The 22,247-nt window shown below is 37.6% G+C and carries 19 protein-coding genes and 1 pseudogene; 9 read left to right on the top strand and 11 right to left on the bottom strand.

Annotated features, from left to right (window positions below; translation table 11 throughout):
- Window positions 1–1,101: 1,101 nt before the first annotated feature.
- The gene (locus ACFINS_RS01230) at window positions 1,102–1,377 is read left to right on the top strand and encodes a hypothetical protein (RefSeq protein ID WP_375705773.1); all 276 of its coding nucleotides are present in this window, start codon (window positions 1,102–1,104) and stop codon (window positions 1,375–1,377) included.
- Between the two features lie 1,890 nt (window positions 1,378–3,267).
- Here ACFINS_RS01230 and ACFINS_RS01225 read toward each other — a convergent pair.
- The 7 genes from ACFINS_RS01225 to rimM form a co-directional block, all read right to left on the bottom strand.
- Window positions 3,268–4,047 carry a succinate dehydrogenase iron-sulfur subunit gene (locus tag ACFINS_RS01225; protein WP_005774220.1) on the bottom strand — a complete coding sequence of 260 codons (780 nt, stop codon included), beginning with the start codon at window positions 4,045–4,047 and terminating at the stop codon, window positions 3,268–3,270.
- 14 nt (window positions 4,048–4,061) lie between these two features.
- Window positions 4,062–5,906, bottom strand: coding sequence for a succinate dehydrogenase flavoprotein subunit (sdhA, locus tag ACFINS_RS01220; RefSeq protein ID WP_375620955.1), 1,845 nt, complete (start codon window positions 5,904–5,906; stop codon window positions 4,062–4,064).
- Between the two features lie 6 nt (window positions 5,907–5,912).
- A complete protein-coding gene (gene sdhD, locus ACFINS_RS01215) occupies window positions 5,913–6,299 on the bottom strand; it encodes a succinate dehydrogenase, hydrophobic membrane anchor protein (RefSeq protein ID WP_375612246.1) in 387 nt (128 codons plus the stop codon).
- Window positions 6,300–6,317: 18 nt separating this feature from the next.
- A complete protein-coding gene (gene sdhC, locus ACFINS_RS01210) occupies window positions 6,318–6,719 on the bottom strand; it encodes a succinate dehydrogenase, cytochrome b556 subunit (RefSeq protein ID WP_375606014.1) in 402 nt (133 codons plus the stop codon).
- A gap of 495 nt (window positions 6,720–7,214) precedes the next feature.
- Complete coding sequence (rplS, locus tag ACFINS_RS01205; protein ID WP_375633582.1) at window positions 7,215–7,655, bottom strand: 50S ribosomal protein L19; 441 nt, start codon at window positions 7,653–7,655, stop codon at window positions 7,215–7,217.
- Between the two features lie 209 nt (window positions 7,656–7,864).
- On the bottom strand, window positions 7,865–8,563 hold the full coding sequence (trmD, locus tag ACFINS_RS01200; RefSeq protein ID WP_375612244.1) for a tRNA (guanosine(37)-N1)-methyltransferase TrmD: 699 nt from the start codon (window positions 8,561–8,563) through the stop codon (window positions 7,865–7,867).
- A gap of 284 nt (window positions 8,564–8,847) precedes the next feature.
- On the bottom strand, window positions 8,848–9,405 hold the full coding sequence (rimM, locus tag ACFINS_RS01195) for a ribosome maturation factor RimM (protein ID WP_375618306.1): 558 nt from the start codon (window positions 9,403–9,405) through the stop codon (window positions 8,848–8,850).
- A 132-nt stretch (window positions 9,406–9,537) separates the two neighbouring features.
- On the opposite strand from rimM, the gene ACFINS_RS01190 reads away from it, so the two are divergent.
- Both ACFINS_RS01190 and ACFINS_RS01185 read left to right on the top strand, forming a co-directional pair.
- Entirely contained in the window at window positions 9,538–10,359 is an 822-nt protein-coding gene (locus ACFINS_RS01190; protein ID WP_375612242.1) for a SapC family protein, read from the top strand.
- A 3-nt stretch (window positions 10,360–10,362) separates the two neighbouring features.
- The gene (locus ACFINS_RS01185) at window positions 10,363–11,331 is read left to right on the top strand and encodes a tyrosine recombinase XerC (RefSeq protein WP_375681881.1); all 969 of its coding nucleotides are present in this window, start codon (window positions 10,363–10,365) and stop codon (window positions 11,329–11,331) included.
- A gap of 18 nt (window positions 11,332–11,349) precedes the next feature.
- Here the strand turns inward: ACFINS_RS01185 and ACFINS_RS01180 are convergent, their stop codons facing one another.
- Window positions 11,350–11,622: a BolA family protein gene (locus ACFINS_RS01180; RefSeq protein WP_375612716.1), complete on the bottom strand. Its 273-nt coding sequence runs from the start codon at window positions 11,620–11,622 to the stop codon at window positions 11,350–11,352.
- Window positions 11,623–11,746: 124 nt separating this feature from the next.
- On the opposite strand from ACFINS_RS01180, the gene ACFINS_RS01175 reads away from it, so the two are divergent.
- The 3 genes from ACFINS_RS01175 (at window position 11,747) to cobT (ending at window position 15,460) form a co-directional block, all read left to right on the top strand.
- Window positions 11,747–12,367 (top strand): J domain-containing protein, encoded by a 621-nt coding sequence (locus tag ACFINS_RS01175; protein ID WP_375612239.1) that lies wholly within the window; start codon window positions 11,747–11,749, stop codon window positions 12,365–12,367.
- A 202-nt stretch (window positions 12,368–12,569) separates the two neighbouring features.
- Entirely contained in the window at window positions 12,570–13,550 is a 981-nt protein-coding gene (cobS, locus tag ACFINS_RS01170; RefSeq protein ID WP_375612717.1) for a cobaltochelatase subunit CobS, read from the top strand.
- Window positions 13,551–13,564: 14 nt separating this feature from the next.
- Window positions 13,565–15,460, top strand: coding sequence for a cobaltochelatase subunit CobT (cobT, locus tag ACFINS_RS01165; RefSeq protein WP_375628610.1), 1,896 nt, complete (start codon window positions 13,565–13,567; stop codon window positions 15,458–15,460).
- A 49-nt stretch (window positions 15,461–15,509) separates the two neighbouring features.
- On the opposite strand, the pseudogene ACFINS_RS01160 reads toward cobT, so the two are convergent.
- The 3 genes and pseudogenes from ACFINS_RS01160 to rpmB all read right to left on the bottom strand — a co-directional run.
- A pseudogene (locus ACFINS_RS01160) lies at window positions 15,510–15,656 on the bottom strand (HaeIII family restriction endonuclease); the annotation flags it as partial.
- Between the two features lie 1,162 nt (window positions 15,657–16,818).
- Entirely contained in the window at window positions 16,819–17,502 is a 684-nt protein-coding gene (locus ACFINS_RS01155; RefSeq protein WP_375612236.1) for a VUT family protein, read from the bottom strand.
- Window positions 17,503–17,621: 119 nt separating this feature from the next.
- Window positions 17,622–17,939, bottom strand: coding sequence for a 50S ribosomal protein L28 (gene rpmB / locus ACFINS_RS01150; protein ID WP_375612235.1), 318 nt, complete (start codon window positions 17,937–17,939; stop codon window positions 17,622–17,624).
- Window positions 17,940–18,235: 296 nt separating this feature from the next.
- On the opposite strand from rpmB, the gene ACFINS_RS01145 reads away from it, so the two are divergent.
- From ACFINS_RS01145 to ACFINS_RS01135, 3 genes are all read left to right on the top strand, one after another.
- A complete protein-coding gene (locus ACFINS_RS01145; protein ID WP_375612234.1) occupies window positions 18,236–19,018 on the top strand; it encodes an SURF1 family protein in 783 nt (260 codons plus the stop codon).
- A 719-nt stretch (window positions 19,019–19,737) separates the two neighbouring features.
- The gene (gene purH / locus ACFINS_RS01140) at window positions 19,738–21,357 is read left to right on the top strand and encodes a bifunctional phosphoribosylaminoimidazolecarboxamide formyltransferase/IMP cyclohydrolase (protein WP_375638442.1); all 1,620 of its coding nucleotides are present in this window, start codon (window positions 19,738–19,740) and stop codon (window positions 21,355–21,357) included.
- A 363-nt stretch (window positions 21,358–21,720) separates the two neighbouring features.
- Window positions 21,721–21,873: a DUF1127 domain-containing protein gene (locus tag ACFINS_RS01135; RefSeq protein ID WP_375612232.1), complete on the top strand. Its 153-nt coding sequence runs from the start codon at window positions 21,721–21,723 to the stop codon at window positions 21,871–21,873.
- The last annotated feature ends 374 nt before the right edge of the window (window positions 21,874–22,247 follow it).

Below are 22,247 nucleotides of genomic sequence, written 5' to 3'. Positions count from 1 at the left end.
TATTTAACTTTTCCTATTCTCTTTGCTTCTCCAATGGATTTTCTACACTCTTCATGAAGAAAAAAAGAAAAAAGTTAATAGACAACAACTCTACGAGAAAACCAAATTATACATAAGGCTCTCTTTATTCTCTTGCCTTTGATCATTCTTTCCATTTACCTTTTGAAAAAGTATCTTTGATGCAAAAAAGAAAAAATAGCTGCAAAATAAATATTTAAACAAAAGAAAAGAATAAATTTTGATTCGCCTATCAATGAAAGCTTCGTAAAATAGGTACTTTCGATCATCACAAATAATTATCGTCATCAAGACCAAAACTTATCGTTTAAAAATTCTAAGCGCTATTTTCAAGTGATTAATAAATATGTTTTTTAACCAAACAATCTCCAAATACGGAAAACCTCATACGAAATAAATTATCATTTCGATTTAGCATCCATAAACCACGTTCTATTTGGTAATAAAAAGTATAGTGGTATATAGACGTCTTCTTCGGACGAAGAAAGATTCTTAACCTCCAGTTGTTCGTAAACAACCAAATTTCTCTTAGGCAAGCTTTGCTAACCATATCACGTGGCTTATGTCCCTCTCCTAAAGACGATATCCATAGATTCCATAAGGTAAGCTCTACTCTGAATATTCCTGCTCTCTTCTCTGCACCACAAAAAGCAAAAATTCCTAAAAGAACAGATCTACAATCACTCTTCTTAAGATGCATCACATTGTCTTATAAAGAGTGTTCATTATTTTGCGTGTTGGATAAAAGATCTTAGTACCGTAGGATTCTCTCATTTCAAAGCTGTTTATTAACCAAAACCATGTCTCTTGCACATTATAAGTAAATAAAGCCGTATAGAATGAAACTGTACAAAAAAGCACTAAAAATGCCTTTTATAAACCATCCAAAATGCCAAAAATTGTCACAACATTGGGAGTTTGCAAAGTGTCTAATGGCGCCCAACTTGTTCTTTTATGAAGTGTAAAAATGGAGATGCTCTATAAATTTTATATTATTCATCGGGGCTTTACCATTATACCATCCACGAACTCTGTAGTGAAATAAGCTTAGGCACCTTAAAGAAAGGTTTCTTAAAAACAAGCGTGCAAATTGACAAGCAAAGTGTATTTGGTTCGGGGCGTTCTGTTTTACATAAGGGTTTTGATCTTATTAAAGAACGAGAGAAACAAAAGCGTGAAGCAATGCGTAATCTCTATTATTTAAAAGACATTACTCTAGATGCTTTTGAAAGTCGTAAAGCAGAATTAAAAAATGATGCTAAAAATGGAAACTGGTTTGCACCTTTACAGCTTCATATTCCCCTCAAATTAGGCGGCTGTATAGCAACTTTCAAAGATTACGTCAACAGAGATACATAATACTCTTAACTCCCATTTGATAAGTAAAAGCTGCAACAGCAAAAGCTCTTTTAGAAAAACAACGCCATAAAGTCATTAATAAACCGGCAATGAATTGGAGAAATGTTCCAGATTTTTATCAAACACTCTGCAAAGCAACAATAATGATACAACTGGCTTTGCATCTGCTTATTCTTACAGGTGTTCGTACCCATCTCTTGCATCAATTCGTGAAGATCAGATTGAAGAGGATATATGAACAATTCTTGGCTCGAGAATACGAACGGTCTGCGTGATACTACAGGAGATTTCACATGCCATTATGATCACAAATATTAAAAATTTTAAAATAAGCACGCTTGTTTTTTCGCAATGATTTCTGTTTTCTGTAACCGGTCGTAGTCCTTATTAATGTGAATTTCCTATCACAATATATAAGAGAGATTAGACTAAAAACCTGTCCACGTAGATTTCGCTCTAGTTTACGTAATTGGCTAACAGACTCCACCTATCACACCTCAAAGGACGAAGCCTCTTAACACGCCACTGATCTGCAAACAATCCGCCCCCTCACCTAGCAGATTTCACCTTCTAACCACTCTAATTACCACATCCTAAATAAGATAGTGTTTTACAGCACAACAGAATAAATACCAAAACAATGGCTGATTATACCGTTAATACTTGGACACCTCTCTTTCATGTTAAGAAATATCTTTTATGCTAAAAAATAAAATAAAAAACACTTTTACTGCTTAAATAACTTTCTTCAGCATATATACAAGAAAAAATGAAATCCCCTAACATAATAAATAAGACCTAAATCTAGAAATCTCTATTTTTTATAGATAAAAACATATAAAATAAAAACCCACGAAACTCATAAAAATACAACATGTTTTCTTTGATGATTGAATTCATTCAACTCAAACGAACCTATAAACATCCCTTGTACCACATTCGCAACACGTGTTCTTAGAATTCTCACTAGCCTTTTCTAAATTTTTAGAAAAAACTATAAATTTGATATTTTTTAAAAACGTCTTATTTGCTCTTTAGTGAATTTAAATCTATGATGTTACAATATTTTTAAATTACTACCCCCTTAACTATATAATCTATCTCTACAATAGAGAAGGATTTTACGTTCTCCATTTTTTGAGAACTATAAATTTTGTTTTTTAATGCGATTAACAATCCAATCTTTAAAATAAAAAATATGACCTTTAAATATATAGTGATATTATCAAAAATTCCTAATCCTTGAATATTAGCAATGTTTTCGATATTACAATAAATGTGTCGTAAAATGACGAATTGTCATAATGATCACTCCTTTGTATTTCATTTAGATAATTTACATGCGTTTAATATTTGTATCAGCATTTATTTTTTGTTCTATATTTATACAGAGTAATCATTTTTTATAAAAAATGATTACTTGAATCTGCATCAAAGTATAAATTATGATGCGAATTTAATAAAAATAAAAACACATGGCATATTGATTTTATTGTTTTTACATAGAACGCTATTTAAAGTATAGTTTACTCGAAAGACTAATGCCTTTTTAAAGGCAATAATAACTATACTAACCACCTCATAGAAGCCAATAAATTTTTAGAGATTAAGCCTCAAAGAGGCACAAAAACACGCACAATTTTCTATTTTTCTTTTTACTGTTCGTTAATCGGTCAAATTTCAAAGATAATATTCAACTATGAGTTTTCTGCTCAGTCATTGCAAGTATTGCTTCTACAAGGATTGCTTAATTTTTAGGGATTACTTCACTTTTAGAATGATTATAGCTACTGCGCTCCCATAAGCAGCCGATCTTCTTTTAGAGATTTAATTGCTAAAAGGAGATACAATTTTCCACCTTGCGCTTTATTTTGATCAATCAGTAAATTTTCAGAGGCGGCGTTCAACCATGAGTTTTTTAATTTCAGCAATTGCTTTCGCTGGATTTAATCCCTTTGGACAAGTTTGCGCACAATTCATAATCGTATGGCAACGATAAAGGCGGAAAGGATCTTCTAAATTATCAAGACGTTCACCACACATCTCATCACGTGAATCCGCAATCCAGCGATAAGCTTGAAGCAAAACAGCGGGCCCCAAATAACGATCACCGTTCCACCAATAACTTGGACATGAAGTCTGACAACACGCACACAAAATACATTCATAAAGGCCATCGATTTTTTGGCGATCGGAGTGACTTTGTAACCATTCTTTTGCAGGTTCAGGAGAAACTGTTTGCAACCAAGGCTCAATGACTCGGTGTTGTGCATAAAAACGCTTTAAATCAGGAACCAAATCTTTAACAACCGGCATGGAAGGCAACGGATAGACCTTAATGGGATGTTTTACATCATCCATCCCTTTGGTACAAGCTAATGTATTGGTTCCATCAATATTCATCGCACATGAACCACAGATGCCTTCACGGCATGATCGACGAAGTGTCAAAGTTGGATCAATATGGTTTTTAATAAACAAAAGCCCATCAAGAATCATAGGACCACAAGCAGAACGATCCACATAATAAGTATCTAAATGAGGATTTTCCTCATCATCAGGCGACCAACGATACACGTGAAATTCCGTCAGCTTTGTAGCACCTTCAGGTTTAGGCCAAACCTTTCCCGGTTTTACTTGAGAATTTTTGGGAAGCTTAATTTGTACCATATTTCATTCTCCCCTTAATAAACCCGTTTTTTAGGTGCAATGCGCTTTAAATCGATCCCACCATCAGCTTCAGATGTTAACGGGTCCACATGGACAGGTCGATATGATAATGTCACCTTACCCTCTTTTGACAAATGTGAAATCGTATGTTTACGCCAGTTTTTATCATCACGCTCTGGATAATCTTCACGAGCGTGAGCGCCACGGCTTTCTGAACGTGCTTCGGCAGAATGAACAGTCATGATTGCATTCGCCATAAGATTTTCAAGCTCTAATGTTTCAACCAAATCAGAATTCCATATCAGAGAACGATCTGTGACTTTGAGATCCGACAATTCCCCCCAGATTTTATTCATCCGTTGACATCCCTGTTTCAAAGAATCTTCTGTACGGAAGACTGCTGCGTCTTCTTGCATCGTGCGTTGCATTTTTTCACGCAATACAGCTGTTGGTATTGCCCCTTGTGCAAAACGTAAACGATCAAAACGCGCTATAATTTCGTCAACAGCTTCTTCATTGATGGGTGGAATTTCTGCATTCCGATCAATAACTTCACCCGCGCGAATGGCAGCAGCACGACCAAACACCACAAGATCAATTAATGAATTTGACCCCAAGCGGTTAGCACCATGAACAGAAGCACATCCTGCTTCTCCTACCGCCATCAGCCCTGGTTGAATACGATCAGGCGAATCAGCCGTTGGATTGAGAACTTCCCCGTAGTAATTGGTAGGAATCCCACCCATATTATAATGAACCGTTGGCAAGATGGGGATAGGCTCTTTTGTTACATCCACCCCTGCAAATATCCGTGCTGATTCTGAAATCCCTGGTAACCGCTCATGCAAGATTGCAGGATCAATATGATTGAGAACCAAATGAATATGATCCTTCTTAGGTCCAACGCCACGCCCTTCACGAATTTCAAGTGTGATACAACGCGAAACCAAGTCACGTGAAGCCAAATCCTTAAAGGAAGGTGCATAACGCTCCATAAAGCGTTCACCTTCAGAATTGATTAAATAGCCTCCTTCACCACGAGCTCCTTCTGTAATTAAGCAGCCAGAACCGTAAATCCCTGTCGGATGGAATTGCACAAACTCCATATCCTGAAGTGGCAATCCAGCACGTGCGATCATTCCACCACCATCACCCGTACAGGTATGCGCCGATGTCGCAGAAAAATAAGCGCGTCCATAACCACCGGTTGCAAGAACAACCATTTTGGCAGAAAAACGATGTATTGTACCATCATCGAGATTCCATGCCACAACCCCCGTACAAACCCCATCCGTCATGATGAGATCGAGTGCAAAATATTCAATAAAAAATTGCGCATTATGCTTTAAGCTTTGTCCATAAAGCGTATGCAAAATGGCATGGCCTGTACGGTCAGCTGCTGCGCAAGTACGCTGAACAGGCGGACCTTCACCAAATTGTGTCGTATGTCCACCAAAAGGACGCTGATAAATTTTGCCTTCTTGCGTTCGCGAAAAAGGAACGCCATAATGTTCTAATTCATACACAGCAGCAGGAGCATTACGCACCAAATATTCCATTGCATCGGTATCGCCCAACCAATCAGAACCTTTCACGGTATCATATAAATGCCACTGCCAATTGTCAGGTCCCATATTTGAAAGCGATGCAGCAATTCCCCCTTGTGCTGCAACCGTATGTGAGCGCGTTGGAAAAACCTTCGTAATACAAGCTGTCTTTAATCCTTGTTCTGCCATACCCAGTGTCGCACGTAATCCTGCACCACCTGCCCCAACAACAACAACATCAAATTTATGATCTACAGTGCGATAAGGGGCGTTACCTGCTTTAGCACCCAGAGATGATCCTGTACCCGCCATACTTGTTTAACCCCCTAATGCAATTTTCAAAAGAGAAAAAATAATGATACCACCTATGAGAAAACAAAATAAAATATTTAACGTCAAAAAGAATATCCGAAAACCTTCACGTGGAATATAATCTTCAATCACTACCTGCATACCAAGTTTCATATGATAAAGGACCGAAAAAGTCATCAATCCCATCAAAATAGCAACAATAGGATGTGCAAGTCTTGCACGCACAATACTATAATCCTTTCCCACAAGCGAAAGAATAAGAACAATAAAAAATATCAAAAGTGGTAGATTGATAAACCCCGTCAAACGTTCTAGCCAAAAATGCTCTGTTCCTTCATGAGCACTGCCACGCCCCCGTACTTTTCCAAGTTCCGTTCGAAAATCTTTTTTCATGTCTCTTTTCACCCCCAGCTAAACAACGGTATATCCAATAATCCAAATCGCAAAAGTAACAATAAGAGAAATAAACACTGTCGCCCAAGCAGTGACTGTTGCCTTTTCTTTTGCCAAAAGGCAAGGCTTCAGATCCCAAACAATGTGGCGAACACCACCAACCATGTGATGAACCCCTGCCAAAGTATAAAGAAACAAAATACACAATCCAAACCAAGAACTATAAATTTCGTAAACTGTTCTAAATGTCTCCTCGCCACACGCAATAGCAATTAACCAAACAGCAAGAAAAACCGTTCCAACATAAAGTGCCATACCCGTAATGCGGTGTGCAATGGACATGGCCATAGTAATTGTCCAACGATAAATACTTATATGAGGGGAACGAGGGCGCTCTTTTATCCTAGTTGTCTCTATCATAAAATATCCTGACCTGGTTTATCATAAAATATCCTGACCTGGTTTTTGCAACCGCAATGAACGAGAAAGTTCGCGCAAAACGACTAAACATACTCTCTCGTTTTTACTTGTTTGGCATCTCAAGATACCGATATTACAGGTCGGTTGTCTCAAATAACGGATTAAAGGTCACGCATAAAAAAACCGATTACTCCCTGGATATGATCCGCAAAACTCGCCTTAATCTAATACACTTTTATCTTCACGTCAAAGGTCTAAAATCTTTTCCAAATATAAACAGACATTTTTTCAGATTAAACTTATCCTTTTGAGTATTCACGATATACGCAATAGTCTCTTAAACTGCACCCATAATTAAGAATAAAAAGAGGAAAAATTGATAGATTGAACATTTTTATGTCCACTCCAAGCCTTTTAAAAGGCAAAACGAATCAAGAAAGACACAAATAAGCGGCATAAAAGCCGCTTTTGCATAAAGTTTAACCGATATAATCTTTACTCAGAAACTTGCTTTTCAACATCTGTGCTGACAGATGCTGCTTCTACTTTCTCAACAACCTTTTCAGCTTTTTTCCGATAATCTCTCTTTTCAGCTATACGTGCAGCTTTACCTCTCAAGCCACGTAGATAATAGAGTTTTGCACGGCGCACTTTACCACGGCGCACCAGCTGAACACCTTCAATCAAAGGAGAATAAACAGGAAATACCCTCTCCACCCCTTCACCATAAGAAATCTTGCGTACTGTAAAGGTCTCATTCAACCCACCGCCTGAACGCGCAATACAGACACCTTCATAAGCCTGAACACGCGTCCGTGTACCTTCTGTCACACGCACCATAACACGGACTGTATCTCCTGGCTGAAATGCTGGAAATTGGCGCTTTTCTTCAATTTTTGCACATTGTTCAGCTTCAAGCTGTGCGATAATATTCATTTCTTTTATCCTTCATGTTCTTTATCGAACAGTCAGAGCGCTCAACTCTTACCAAAAAAGCCTTTATTAAGAATAAGGAGCTCTTTAGGCTATGTCTTACACAGGAGCGAATACACCATTCCTTCATTTTAATTTTGGAACTACAGAAAACCTTTTATAAAAAACTCTCTAAAAAGAGAGCCATGCAATACACCACCTTATCATATGAATCAAGTTTTCTGATGATTTTTATTATAACGCGCATAAAGATCAGGGCGACGTTGACGTGTTAACAATTCGGCTTGGCTTTGACGCCAATCTGCGATCGCTTTGTGATGACCTGAGAGCAATACAGGCGGAATACCCCGCCCTTCGAAAAGAGAAGGGCGGGTATATTGCGGATGTTCCAGCAAGTCATTTTCAAAACTTTCACACCTTGCAGAAGCTGCATTCCCCATCACTCCAGGCAGAAGACGTATAATAGCATCTAAGATAACCAATGCAGCTGTTTCACCCCCTGAAAGAATATAATCACCAATAGAGACTTCTTCTAGTTCTCGTGCCTCTATGACTCGCTCATCAACCCCTTCAAAACGTCCACAAACTAACGTTACACCCGTATCACGAGCCAAGCTATGCGCGTAAGCTTGGTCAAAAGGACGCCCACGTGGACTCATCAACAATCTTGGCGAATCCTGTGGACAGCAGTCAAGAGCAGCCGCCAATACATCCGCCCGCATTACCATACCAGCTCCCCCACCAGCAGGTTTATCATCAACGCTATGGTGTTTGTCTAAAGCAAAATCCCTAATCTGTACCGTCTCCAGTGACCAAATTCCACGCTCTAAAGCTTGCCCTGCTAAAGAATACCCTAAAAAACCAGGAAACATTTCAGGATAAAGGGTTAAAACGCGCGCCTGAAATTTCATTTTATTTCTTATCCTTATTTTCTTAAACAGACTCTTAATAGCAAAAATAGCACAAACAAGACTTTTAACGCTATAGCGTTAATCTGAGTCTTCTTGATCTGCGCCATATTCAATACGATCCTTCTAAATACTTGCACTAAAAAAGACTCTAAAAATTCAGGACTATTTCGAGATAAAGTGCTTACAATATCTGCTCAAAAGAGCATTTTTAATATTTTCACACATTCCACTTTTTATTGACGAAATTCATCTGTTGTTTTTTACCTTCATCTTTATTTTTAGATTCAAGCTATTTCCTTTTTATCATTGTCTCCCCCATCAATTAAACCAGCGGCCATGGGATCAACAACAAGAAAACCAGAATCCATACAAATTTCTGGTACCGCCGCCTTACTAAAGGGAATAAGAACTCTTTTACCTGTATTCAAACGTATTTCAAGCAAATCACCAGCCCCGAAATTAAAAAAACCACACACTTCACCTAAGATTTTCCCCCCACAATCTTGGACACACAAGCCTATTAAATCGACTTGATAAAACTCATCCTCCATCAAATCATCAATTAATTGATCACGCGTCACATAAAGGCGAATCCCTTTTAAAGACTCAGCCGCATTACGATTTTCTACCCCTTTAAAACGTACAATCGCCTTATTTTTTTGTATGCGAAGAGTTACAATTTCATAAGAACGCCCCATATCATCATAAAGAGTGCTGTAAAACTTGAAACGCTGTGGCTCAGCACTTAGAATTTTAACAAAAACATCTCCTTTTATACCATGAGGCATACCAATAATGGCAAGATAGACTTTATTTTTAAGCTTTTCTTTATTATACTTCATGCAAAAATATTATCTCTCAAAAATGAACCCTTCAATCTTATAGTTTTCTATTCAATCTTGTTGCCATATGAGACAATCTTCTAAAAGACCTTTCTTGGTAACAAAAAACAAATTAATAAAGGAGAAAGTCTTATGGCAAATATTATGCTATTTTACAAAGATATCACACCAATCAACAAAATTTCCCATAAAAATCTAAAATTTGCTCCTCCAACTGATATGTCTTTTGCCAAGGATACTCATTGGGTTCCTTTAGCAAGTACTGAATATTTTCAAGCAGCGCTAGACTATCCTATTTTATTTATGTGCGCCGAAGATGAACAAAAAAAACGGCACTACACATCCGCAGCTCTTGTCGGTCTTTCTAATGATGAAAATGACTATATCGCTTCTGATAAAAGTTGGAAAAACAATACTTATGTTCCAGCTTTTGTCCGTCGCTATCCTTTTGTTTTGGCACAAATTAGCAATGAAAAAGAACTTTCTGTCTGCTTTGATCAACAGTCCGGTATGTTTAATGAAGTTGCAGGAACAGAACTTTTTAATTCCGATGGCTCTATTTCTCCTTTTATGGAAGAACGTATTCGCTTTCTTGAAAGTTTTAAAATCGCTATGGAGAAAACCTCTGAGTTTATTGATGCTCTTGTAGAAATGGATCTTCTAAGCCAAAAATCCATCAATGTGAAAAACGATAAAGGTCTCTCAGCGCAATTGGAACATTTTTGGGTTGTTGATGAAGAAAAATTGAATAAATTATCAGCAAGCCAACTTGCCAAACTTCATAAAAATGGCTTTTTAGGATTAATTTTTGCGCATTTGATGTCAACACACAATCTTGTGAAAATACTCTCTCTCAAAGGTGAAAAGCAACTTATCAATCGTGAAGAGCAACCCCAAAACAAGAATGGTCATTCTAACGATGAAAAATCTAAAAAGAAAGAAACTCTCAACTAGATAATGCCCATCAAAAACGACAAGAGAAAAGATGAAAATATTCCTCTCATTCCAGCAGACCATGCAATTTTAAACGCAAGGAAAAATTGGTTAGAGTGTCTTACCCAAACACGTCGTATGTCAGCACAAACAGTGCAAGCCTATGAACGTGATACGCGGCAATTTTTGTCTTTTCTCTGTCAACACTTAAGCCATACACCAACCCTTACAGATCTTGCTCATTTACGCATCAGTGACTTGCGTGCTTATCTTGCTTATCGGCGTACAAACAATATAAGTGCGCGCTCTTTAAGCCGAGGGGTGGCAGGCATCCGTTCTTTTTTCAAATACTTATCACGTGAAGGAATCGTCAATGTTCCCGCGGCTCAACTTATCCGAAGCCCCAAACACCCCAAATTGCTCCCAAAACCTTTAGCGATAAAATCAGCACTTCACATAGTCAAACAAGAAAATCAACTGGAAAATGAACCTTGGATTAGCGCTCGTAATGCTGCTGTCCTCATGCTTCTTTATGGCTGTGGAATGCGAATATCAGAAGCCTTAAGCCTCACACCAGAACAATTTTCTGATCCTAAAAAAACAAGTTTATTTATAACAGGAAAAGGCGGCAAAACACGCCTTGTTCCTCTCATCAAAATTGTTTACGAAGCTGTACAAAATTATCTCAAATGTTGCCCATATCCTTTATTGGATAACCAACCCATATTTCGTGGGGCGCGAGGCGGTCCCCTACAGCCTGCCATTATTCAAAAAGCTGTCCGTAATTTACGTGCAAGCCTTGGTTTACCAGAAACTGCAACGCCTCATACACTGCGCCATTCTTTTGCCACCCATCTTTTATCACGGGGGGGAGATTTGCGCACGATTCAAGAACTTCTTGGGCACGCTAGTCTTTCCACCACACAAATCTATACCCACGTCGATACAGACCATTTGTTAAAAATCTATCAAAAGGCCCATCCCCGTTCCTAAAAACGTCTCATCAAAAAATTAGAGTGTTTCAACCTCAAGTGCCAAAGCATGAACACAAGTAGCTAACTCTTCTTGTAAAACTTTATAAATCGCTCGATGTATTTCTACGCGTGTCATATTAGAAAAAGAAGAAGATAAAATTTTCACTCGAAAATGTGTTTCTCCTTTACCATCAAAAGCATGTTCATTATGAGGATGCCCCTCATGAAGATGACTTTCGTTAATCACTTCAAGCTTTTGCGGATGAAAAGCATCCTGAAGCTTTCTCTGAATTATTGTTTCTATAAACATTTTTCATTCCTCAAACAAAATGAACGTGCAAAAATACACCTTTTTCATAATAGAATAAGTGTGAAAACAAATTTTTCAAAAGTCAATTCTTGTAAAATTAATCAATTTTGCATAAACCAATAATATGACAATAACATCTAAATTATTCGATTCAATTCGCATAAGCTCAAATAAAAAACAAAAAGCTGAGCCAGAAGCACAACAGTGTCAGTGGGAAGGTTGTGAAAAAACAGGGTCCCATAAAGCACCAGCAGGTCGAAATCACGAAGGACAATATTTATATTTTTGTATTGAACACGTACGCGCCTATAATAAAAATTTTAATTACTTCTCTGGTCTTAGCAATAAAGATATCGCAAAATTTCAAAAGGATGCTCTCACAGGACATCGTCCGACATGGCCTACAGATCTGAGCAATGGTACATCGAAAAAAACAGCCGCGAATTATGCAAAGATTCGCTCTGGAACAGCTGCCTATCAAAATCGCATGCGCGATCCCTTCACGCTTTTTACTGGGCAGCATTCAAACAATAAGTTCTCACGAAAATTAAAGCCCTTAGAAGCAAAAGCTTTTGATACACTGGGACTACAGGCAAACGCTTCAGCAGAAGACATCAAAATGAAATATAAAGAGTTGGTAAAAAAGCACCATCCTGATTCCAATGGTGGTAATCGTGCTTCAGAAGAGCGCTTTCGTGATGTTTTACATGCTTACAATTTGCTAAAAAAGTCTGGTTTGTGCTGAAAACATGCGCTTATATGAGTCTATTTTCATTTAGACCATCATTATTTGCGCAAAATGTTACTTTTTTTGCAAAACATTATAGAATACGTAAAAAAATCTTTCTTCAATATCTAAGGCTCTCATTATAGAGCATTGCATAAATACTTTAACTCTTGTATCGTTTCTAATGAATAAATAGCGTCCTCTCCCTTCCAGAAACATAATGACAAATCTTACCGTTGAAAATTTGCCCGATATTACACTTTGTGCTCGCGATCTATTTCATATTGAAACAGATCTGAAAGTCCCTGCTTTTAGCACAAAAAGTCCCCATGTTCCTGATATCGATCCTGATTATCTTTTTGATCAGCAAACAACTTTAGCGATTCTCGCAGGTTTTACCTTTAACCGCCGTGTAATGGTTTCTGGCTATCACGGTACAGGGAAATCAACGCATATTGAACAAGTTGCTGCACGTCTTAACTGGCCTTGTCTTCGCATTAATCTCGATAGTCATGTAAGTCGTATCGATCTTGTAGGAAAAGATGCTATCGTTTTAAAAGATGGCTTACAAATCACTGAATTTAAAGAGGGCATTTTGCCATGGGCTTATCAAAATAATATTGCTCTTGTTTTCGACGAATATGATGCGGGGCGTCCCGATGTTATGTTTGTTATCCAACGCGTTCTTGAAACCTCTGGAAAACTAAGCTTACTTGATCAAAGCCGTGTCATCTCTCCCCATCCAGCATTTCGTCTTTTTGCAACGGCAAACACCATTGGTCTTGGTGATACAACCGGTCTCTATCATGGTACCCAACAGATCAATCAAGCTCAAATGGACCGCTGGTCTATTGTTACGATACTCAATTATTTACCCCATGATAAAGAGGTTAATATCATTTGTTCAAAGGTCAAATCTTTTCAAACGGCTGAGGGAAAAAAGACAATTTCACAAATGGTTCATGTTGCTGATATGGTACGCCAATCTTTTATCAATGGAGATCTTTCAACTGTCATGAGTCCACGTACCGTCATTACTTGGGCAGAAAATACAACAATTTTTCAAGATGTCGGCTTTGCCTTCCGATTAACCTTTCTCAATAAATGTGATGAACTCGAACGTGCCACTGTTGCAGAATTTTATCAACGCGCCTTTGGACAAGAGCTTCCCGAATCACTCATTCATGGTGTTTCGCCTTAAGGAATCTGTCACTCATGGCTACCGATATTGGCGACAACAAAAATCCGGCAAAAGATTCTTCCAACAACACTCTTAATGCTGAAGCTTTTAAAAAAGCACTTTCCACCTGTATGCGTGCGATTGCAGGCACAAACAACCTTGAAGTTTCCTTTAGTCATAACCGACCATCTTTAAGCGAAAGTTGCGCGCGTTTACCAGAATTACCTCAATACGCAACGAATAAAGACATCACTATTACCCGCGGACTAGGTGATTCCATGGCTCTGCGCAAAGCATGGCATGACAACCGCATTCACATGCAATTTTCTCCACTAGAATCAGAAGCACGTGCTGTCTTTGATGCCCTCGAACAAACACGTGTTGAAGCAATTGGTACTTTAGCCATGGAGGGACTTGCAAAAAATCTTGATGTCATGCTCGCCGATAAATACAAAAGAGCCCATTATCATAAAATTAGCAACCAAAGTGAAGCCCCCATCCAAGAAGCGATTGCACTTTTATTGCGTGAAAAAATAACAAAGCGCGCAGCTCCAAGAGAAGCGGGTTCTGTCTTAGAATTGTGGCGTAAAGAACTCGAACAAAAAGCAGCATCACAACTCAATGAACTCCCACATCATATTTACAACCAACAAGCTTTTGCACAGATTGTTCGCCAAATGCTTGTTACACTCAAAATGACAGTGCAACAAGCTGAAGCTTCTAACAGTGAAAACAATAAAAAATTAAAAAATGCGTGTGAACCTCAAGACCAAAGAGAAGAAGAGAGTAAAAACAAAAAACACGCTCAAAGTGAAGAACAAACCAGCACTGAACAAGAAAGTGATGTGCAAGATGATGGAAAAACACAAGCGACACAATCAAACAACAATGATCAAGCTGACGGCGAGCAAAAAAATGGACCTTGGCAAGAAAAGCCGAGCAAACCCAAACACCTTTTTTCTGATTCGGAACAAATGCAAAGACTTGGCAATTATAAAATCTTCACCCGTCAATTTGATGAAATTTTGGAAGCAACAGATTTTTGTTCTGAAAACGAGTTAGATCACTTACGCCGTTATCTTGATAAGCAAATCAATCATCTGCAAAACATCGTTGGACGTTTAGCAAACCGTCTCCAGCGCCGCTTGATGGCGCAACAAAATCGCAACTGGAACTTTGACCTTGAAGAAGGATATCTTGATACAACACGGCTTCCACGTCTAATTATTGACCCCATGCAACCCCTTTCTTTTAAAATGGAAAGCAACACCCAATTTCGGGACACAGTTGTTTCACTCCTCATTGATAATTCTGGCTCAATGCGCGGACGCCCCATTAGCGTTGCTGCAAGTTGTGCTGATATTTTGGCACAAACTCTTGAACGTTGTGGTGTCAAAGTTGAAATTTTAGGTTTTACCACCAAAACTTGGAAAGGGGGAAAATCGCGCGAACAATGGCTTACCCAAAACAAACTCCATAATCCTGGACGCCTCAATGATTTATGCCATATCATCTATAAAAGTGCTGATACTCCATGGCGTCGCGCACGACGCAATTTAGGTTTAATGATGCAAGAAGGATTATTAAAAGAAAATATCGACGGAGAAGCTTTGATTTGGGCTCATCAACGCCTTTTATCACGGCGTGAACAACGTCGCATCCTCATGGTCATTTCTGATGGTGCTCCTGTTGACGATTCGACACTATCGGTCAACTCCAGCAATTATTTAGAAAAACACTTACGCGCAGTGATTCAAGAAATCCAAACACACTCCCCTATCGAACTCATTGCCATTGGAATTGGTCATGACGTCACACGTTATTATCAACGTGCTGTAACAATTATGAATGCTGAAGAACTCGCCGACGCCATAACAAAACAATTAGAAATACTTTTTAGTGATAAAAGAACTCATATTCATAAGAAATGAACCTGCCTTGAATTAGCAACGATTACATTTTAAAAAATTATCTCTATCATTAAACCATCGGAATTTGATGGCTAACAACCTGAGAAGATAATCCCACAAATTGAATATCGAATTTTAAAGAAGCTTCTACTTTACTGGATGCATTATGAGCTCTAAAAGAAATGCTCCAACCATCTTCAAAAATTGTAATGAGTTTGTTTTTACTTTCTGGTTATATTGCGACTGATAAAGTTTTGCTTAGAACTTTCCATTTACGACCATATCCCAGAGTACCATTCAAATTCAAAGACTGAATAATCACCCATTTTTGTCTCGATCTTGTGTTATTTCATTATATTGAAATACACGTATATAGAAAAATATCTCCACTAGACATAGCTCTAAAATGCTGCTCTCACAGAAAATATAATACCTAAACTTTCACCTTCAGTAATACAAAAAGATAAAAGTTGTATTTATTATACGAAAAAAAAGAGGATATTTTAAACACTAAGAATTTCTTTATAAAAGAATCGGCATAAATGGATTCATAGCAATTTTTCGGCAAAAATTGCTAAAGCAAGCGAAAGCCAACCTGTCCCCTAACCTTCCCAAAACAGTACTCACCACGGGTGATCTATCAACATAAGCTCCCATCTCATGGATAAAAGAAAAAATCTTTACTCACATAAAATATAAGAAAAACACGAAAAAAAATATTACTTCATTCACGAAAAAGAACACACCATTATATATCTTATCCGCACTCCTACATTCTTCCTTGCTTCCAAGCTTATTTCACAACAGCGCCCATATATGGCATAATGCAAAATCCAGAATCATCCTTTACTTTACAAGCTACAAGCCAAAAGCAGAATCCTACTTTCAAGTTTCCAATGTTTTTAAGATAAATCAATATACTTTCAGCGCCTAATATTGCACTTTTATTGCATTAAAGCTCTTCATAAGAAGTATTTCTTTCTCAAATGACGTTGTCCGCACGCCAATTCCTCTTATAACATAGGCAAGCAAATGATTTTTATTAACTCAATATAAGAGTATTTAAAACGCGTAAAATTTTATGATATTGGGCTCTTTCACTCAAATGAAAAATATAAGTTATCATTTTAAATCAATCTATTAATAAACATCAGTTGCAATTTCTGTCACATTGAATCATTTGTAAAAGCATATTTAGCCCCTTCTCAAACAAATGACTTTATCTTTTCCTCACAAGAGAATTTTGAAATAAAAAAGCGTTTTGTGTTGGAGTTCTTACTTAAGTTGGTAAATGATAAAGTATCCATTATAACTAACGTGTCACACCAAGCATAGCGTACAATTTTCTTGGCTTCAGGAAAACAAAAAGACAAAAATCCTTATTTGTGACAAACAAAAGAGGAATCATCTTTTGAATGACATTGATAAAGAGGAAGCTTTACGATGTTAAGAATTGTCCCATAAGGAATCAACATCAACAGACTCATAATAATTTTTACCGAAAAATCACCAAAAGCAAGCGATAGCCAAACTGGCATGCCTATCCCTCCCAAAACAGTACTCTCCACCAGTGAACTATCTGCATACCCTGTTATCTTATCAAAAACAGCAAACGAGCTAGAAAAAGCAAGAGCAAAAAACAGCACTGTATCCAAAGCTGAACCAACCAACGCTGCTGCTAAAGGTGCTTTCCACCATGTTTTACGTCGCAAAGGAGTAAAAACCACAATATCAAGGAGTTGCCCAAATAAAAATGCAAAACTAGAAGCAAGTGCAAGCCGTGGTGTCGCCAATATCCAAGAAACAAAGACACCCGTAAAAAAACCAGCATAAACCACACGCCGCGCAGCAGATGGACCATAAAAACGATTGGTCAAATCATTGATTAGAAAAGCAAATGGATAGGTAAAAGCCCCGTAAGTCAACAGCTCATTCAAATCAAACCAATAGACAGGATATTGAACTAAAATATTAGAAGCCGTGACAGCAAGGCACATTGCAAAAATAGAAAAAACAACATACCTTTTCTTTTGCTGTTCTAATAAAAGACCGCTTGAAGACACTTTTTTAACCTGGGATATGGAACCAATAAAATGAAACGATCAACCTGCAAAAAACTTAACTTCTAGAACAGAAAACCGAAATCAAAGCATTAATAAACCAAAAAGAATGGCGCTAACAATTATGCTGCCTGTTCAGCCTTTTGCTCACCTTCTTGCTCAGCTTTTTTCTTAATGATTTGGCGTTTTAGCAAACGCGCACGTTGCGACAACTCTTTATCGTCTGCTTTAATCAAAAAACCATCAAGACCACCGCGGTGCTCAACAGAACGCAATGCATTTGCTGAAATACGCAAGCGATAACTTTGCTGTAACACCTCTGAAATCAATGTCACATTGCAAAGATTTGGTAAAAAACGACGCCGAGTCTTATTATTCGCATGGCTAACATTATTACCATACAGAACCGTCTTCCCTGTCAATTCACATGCACGAGACATAAACTTCACCCTTAAACTCTAAGAAACTTTCAAATCCCCATACCCAAAGGACACAATGAACGCAAAACACGCGCAATGCAACCTTGAACGGGCATCATTGGGAAGTTTCTTTCTAATAGGGGGTCGACAACAAAAGGTCAAGTCTTTTATAAAACCTTTTTCATCTCTTGTTGGCTCATTTTTCATCTTTTTCCTCAATAAGGCGTGCAAATTCTGCCAAAAAGCGTACAAAATGTTTCTTTTAATATATACCATGTTAGAATAAAAGCCTATTGTCCCGAAAGGAAGCACAAATCATGAGCAAAAAAGACCCCCCCATGACAAAGCTTCAGGGAAATTCTTGCCGTTTTTCTTCTTTTTTATTTGGAACTTTATGTATTTGTTTTTTTCTTCTCTTCAGTGCATTAGGTATATGGCAAGTACAACGGTTAAACTGGAAAACAAATCTTATCACCAGTACCAATCAGCGCATTCATTTACCCCCCATAAAAGCCCCTCCAAAAAATCAATGGTCAGATGTTACTTTTGAAAAATATGAATATCAACCTGTTATTATCACAGGAAAATTTTTAACAGATAAAAATATTTTAGTCACTGCTGCCGCTCAAAATACTACAGGCTATTGGGTTTTGACTCCCTTACAAACTGCTGATAATATACTGATCTTTATCAACCGTGGCTTTATCCCTATGGATGAACGTAACAATTTTCAAAACACAGAGCAATCGCATACAAATGCCTTATCTCAGCAAAATTCTACCACGGACACAGAACAAACAACGATTATAGGTTTATTACGCATGAGTGAAAAAAATGGATTTTTCCCGCGTAAAAATAATCCTGACAAAAATTTATGGTATACGCGCGATCTCCCCGCTATGGCACAAAAACTTGGTTTGTCCACTGTTGCCCCTTATTTCATTGATGCCAGAAAAACATCTCCACAAGCAAAACTTCCCGTCGTTGGTCTTACGATTATCCATTTTCGAAATAATCATCTCGTTTATGCAATCACGTGGTTTATTTTAGCTGCTGGTGTGTTAGGAGGTTTTCTTTTTCTGCTACGGCAAAAAAACTAAAAAAATACCTCTTCCATCTCAAGTAACAAAAATTTTTAGAATCTTGAAAACTGATAAAGAGAATAAAATCTACCAACTTGCGCCTTTGTTAAATTAAAGATCACAGGCATACAATGAACTTTATACCATCCACAAAAGATTTACGCGACACTCTTTAAAAAATCATCATAAAACGAGGGTTTATTCATTAAAAATGTAATGCCCAAAAATGTGAAGCAATGCATTATCTCCACTCTATAAAAAATTCACTCTTAAAAAACATTGTCATAAACGCTTTTGAAAAATATAAAGTTAAATTTAAAAATGATAGGAAAGATGAGCACTCATTTTTGCCTTTATAATTTTATATTCTTGCTTCATTAGATTATTTCCCATTTCAGAGATTACTCCAATTTATATACGCAATACTTTCGCCTTCATCTAGTATAAAGGCTAATATAGCAGAGAACATACGGATGCATTTTTTGTTTCAAAACTGCTATGAAGATGAGATATTGAGTTATAAGCAACAAAAAAATATTTAATGTCTCAATGAGACTTTTATACCTATCACCACACCTCAAATGAGAGGTTTTTACAGGATAATAGAAAAAGGTGAATCATCCTATATTCTAAAAAGACAGTTTATCCTTTCAGTGTATTTTGCTAAAGGCTTATGCTATAAACGTATAAGCGTGTTTTACTAGAATTTTAACTCTTTCATTTTTAAGGCTTCTGTTATGGGTGTTGTTGCCAAAAATTTTCCCATACCTGATCTTCATCGGGTTCGTCGTGTTCTCTTTTCTGTGTCTGATAAAACGGGTGTGGTTGCTTTTGCACAAGCCCTTCATGCTACTTACAATGTTGAATTGATTTCAACAGGAGGAACAGCAAAAACCCTCATAGCAGCTGGTTTACCCGTAAAAGATGTTGCTGAAGTTACCGGATTTCCTGAAATAATGGATGGGCGTGTAAAAACACTCCATCCTTTGATTCATGGTGCTTTGTTAGGGGTAAGAGAAGATCCTAACCATAGGGAAGCTATGGAAAAGAACAGCATTCATGGAATTGATCTTTTAGTGGTGAATCTTTACCCTTTTGAAGAGACGATCCTTTCGGGAGCTGATGGGCAAACGACTCTTGAAAATATTGATATCGGTGGACCGGCGATGATTCGCGCCGCGGCAAAAAATTATGCTTATACCGGTGTTGTAACAGCGATAAAAGATTATGATTCGATTCTAGCTGAATTAAAGCAGCATAATGGATGTTTAAGCTTATCTATGCGTCATCAGCTAGCAATGCGCGCTTATGCACACACCGCTGCCTATGATACGGCAATAGCATCGTGGTTTGCACGGGATTTAAAAATTGAAACTCCATCATGGCAGAGTTTTTCCGGTCATCTTGAAAGTGTTATGCGCTATGGGGAAAATCCACATCAACAGGCAGCATTTTATCGCAATAATGAAAAACGTTTTGGTATTGCAACAGCAAAACTTTTACAAGGCAAAGCGCTTTCTTATAACAATCTGAATGATACAGATGCAGCCTTTGAACTTGTGGCAGAATTTGATCCGCAAAAAACCGCTGCTGTCGCTCTTATTAAACATGCCAATCCTTGTGGTGTTGCGGAAGGAGAAAATTTGAAAGACGCTTATTTGAAAGCTCTTATGTGTGATAATGTATCGGCATTTGGTGGAATTGTTGCTTTAAATCAAACCCTTGATGAGGAATGTGCTGAAGAAATTGTTAAAATTTTCACAGAAGTGATTATTGCTCCGGATGCCACAATGGCGGCACGTGAAATTATTGCCAAGAAAAAAAATCTTCGTTTGCTCATTACAGGTGGAGTTCCTGATCCACGCTGTGGAGGACTTCTTGCGAAAACACTTGCAGGAGGCATTTTAGTACAATCACGTGATAACGTGGTAGTCGATGATCTTAAATTGCAAGTAGTGACAAAGCGGGCACCAACTCAAGATGAAATGCGTGATCTTCAATTTGCTTTTCGTGTAGCAAAGCACGTTAAATCAAATGCTATTGTGTACGCGAAAAATAGTGCAACAGTTGGAATTGGAGCCGGACAAATGAGCCGCATCGATTCAGCAAAAATTGCTGCAAGTAAAGCAGCAGAAAGTGCGCAAAGAGCAGGCTTAACAGAAACTCTCACAAAAGGATCTGTTGTTGCATCAGATGCATTTTTTCCTTTTGCTGATGGTTTATTAGCAGCAGCTGAAGCAGGAGCAACAGCAGTTATTCAACCAGGAGGCTCCATGCGTGATGAAGAAGTTATCGCCGCTGCTGATGCACAGGGGTTAGCGATGGTTTTTACAGGAACACGTCACTTCCGCCATTAATAATTTTGCTGCTTTTCTTTTCGTATGAGACAAATGTTTCAAGGAATTTTTCATAATTATCGTATGACTATTGATAACTGTTGAAATGGAAGCAGTTATTCAATCCAAAGAAGCTACACGTGAAGAAGTTTATCACCGCAGAAATGCACATAATTTAGCCAATGCACATAATTTAGCCATTGGTTAGGGATAAGATGTTCTTGTTGATATTTTTAATGGTTACCCTTTCGCATGAGAAAAATGTTAAAGGGACATTATCTTGTATGTAGATGCATACCTGCTATGATATTATAACACAACTCTTTTTAGTAATATACTCTATTCTTAAACTAAAGAGTGTAATGAAAAGTTTGAGTAGAGGATATGAATATTCTACGTTTTTATAGTAATTGGCGCCGTTATCGTCGAACCGTTAATGCGTTAAGTCGTCTTTCAACATATGAACTCAACGATCTTGGAATTTGTCGAGGTGATATTGATTCAATTGCACGACGTTATTCGCGTAGATCTTTATGAAAGTTGTTTGAGATATTTGAGAGAATGCTTTGCTATGAAAAAGCGCGCATTTTGTGGTTTGTTATTATAACTTCATTTTTAGTATAATAACAAAGAGCAGAAGAGTTATTTTTCTCGGCCATTGTTATGTATTGTTTCTCGAATTTTCAATGCTTCTGTGATGTACAACATTTGATTTGTAATAATAATTTAGCGTTATTCATATTAAATTAGAACCCCGAATACCGTAAGATTCTCTCATTTCAAATCTGTGTATGTTGAATCAACAAAAACCATTCGCCTGCACGTTACAAGCGGGGAGAGCTGTATGGATAAAAGCTATTAAGAAAAGGCTAAAAATGCCTCTTATGAACCATCTCTAGTGCCAAGAACTG

It is taken from the genome of Bartonella sp. AA2SXKL (assembly GCF_042197205.1).
Taxonomy (GTDB): Bacteria; Pseudomonadota; Alphaproteobacteria; order Rhizobiales; family Rhizobiaceae; genus Bartonella.
The sequence above is the reverse complement of the archived record's forward strand: the minus strand, read 5'-3'. Positions and strand labels throughout refer to the sequence as shown.

Excerpts from the sequence above, each read along its gene's own strand:
- rpmB (WP_375612235.1), bottom strand. The coding sequence starts at position 17,939 with ATGTCTCGTGCATGTGAATTGACAGGGAAGACGGTTCTGTATGGTAAT.
- sdhD (WP_375612246.1), bottom strand. The coding sequence starts at position 6,299 with ATGAAAAAAGATTTTCGAACGGAACTTGGAAAAGTACGGGGGCGTGGC.
- cobS (WP_375612717.1), top strand. The coding sequence starts at position 12,570 with ATGACAAATCTTACCGTTGAAAATTTGCCCGATATTACACTTTGTGCT.
- ACFINS_RS01190 (WP_375612242.1), top strand. The coding sequence starts at position 9,538 with ATGGCAAATATTATGCTATTTTACAAAGATATCACACCAATCAACAAA.
- rplS (WP_375633582.1), bottom strand. The coding sequence starts at position 7,655 with ATGAATATTATCGCACAGCTTGAAGCTGAACAATGTGCAAAAATTGAA.
- rimM (WP_375618306.1), bottom strand. The coding sequence starts at position 9,405 with ATGAAGTATAATAAAGAAAAGCTTAAAAATAAAGTCTATCTTGCCATT.
- ACFINS_RS01135 (WP_375612232.1), top strand. The coding sequence starts at position 21,721 with ATGAATATTCTACGTTTTTATAGTAATTGGCGCCGTTATCGTCGAACC.
- sdhA (WP_375620955.1), bottom strand. The coding sequence starts at position 5,906 with ATGGCGGGTACAGGATCATCTCTGGGTGCTAAAGCAGGTAACGCCCCT.
- ACFINS_RS01185 (WP_375681881.1), top strand. The coding sequence starts at position 10,363 with ATGCCCATCAAAAACGACAAGAGAAAAGATGAAAATATTCCTCTCATT.
- ACFINS_RS01180 (WP_375612716.1), bottom strand. The coding sequence starts at position 11,622 with ATGTTTATAGAAACAATAATTCAGAGAAAGCTTCAGGATGCTTTTCAT.
- trmD (WP_375612244.1), bottom strand. The coding sequence starts at position 8,563 with ATGAAATTTCAGGCGCGCGTTTTAACCCTTTATCCTGAAATGTTTCCT.
- cobT (WP_375628610.1), top strand. The coding sequence starts at position 13,565 with ATGGCTACCGATATTGGCGACAACAAAAATCCGGCAAAAGATTCTTCC.
- ACFINS_RS01225 (WP_005774220.1), bottom strand. The coding sequence starts at position 4,047 with ATGGTACAAATTAAGCTTCCCAAAAATTCTCAAGTAAAACCGGGAAAG.
- sdhC (WP_375606014.1), bottom strand. The coding sequence starts at position 6,719 with ATGATAGAGACAACTAGGATAAAAGAGCGCCCTCGTTCCCCTCATATA.
- ACFINS_RS01175 (WP_375612239.1), top strand. The coding sequence starts at position 11,747 with ATGACAATAACATCTAAATTATTCGATTCAATTCGCATAAGCTCAAAT.
- purH (WP_375638442.1), top strand. The coding sequence starts at position 19,738 with ATGGGTGTTGTTGCCAAAAATTTTCCCATACCTGATCTTCATCGGGTT.
- ACFINS_RS01145 (WP_375612234.1), top strand. The coding sequence starts at position 18,236 with ATGAGCAAAAAAGACCCCCCCATGACAAAGCTTCAGGGAAATTCTTGC.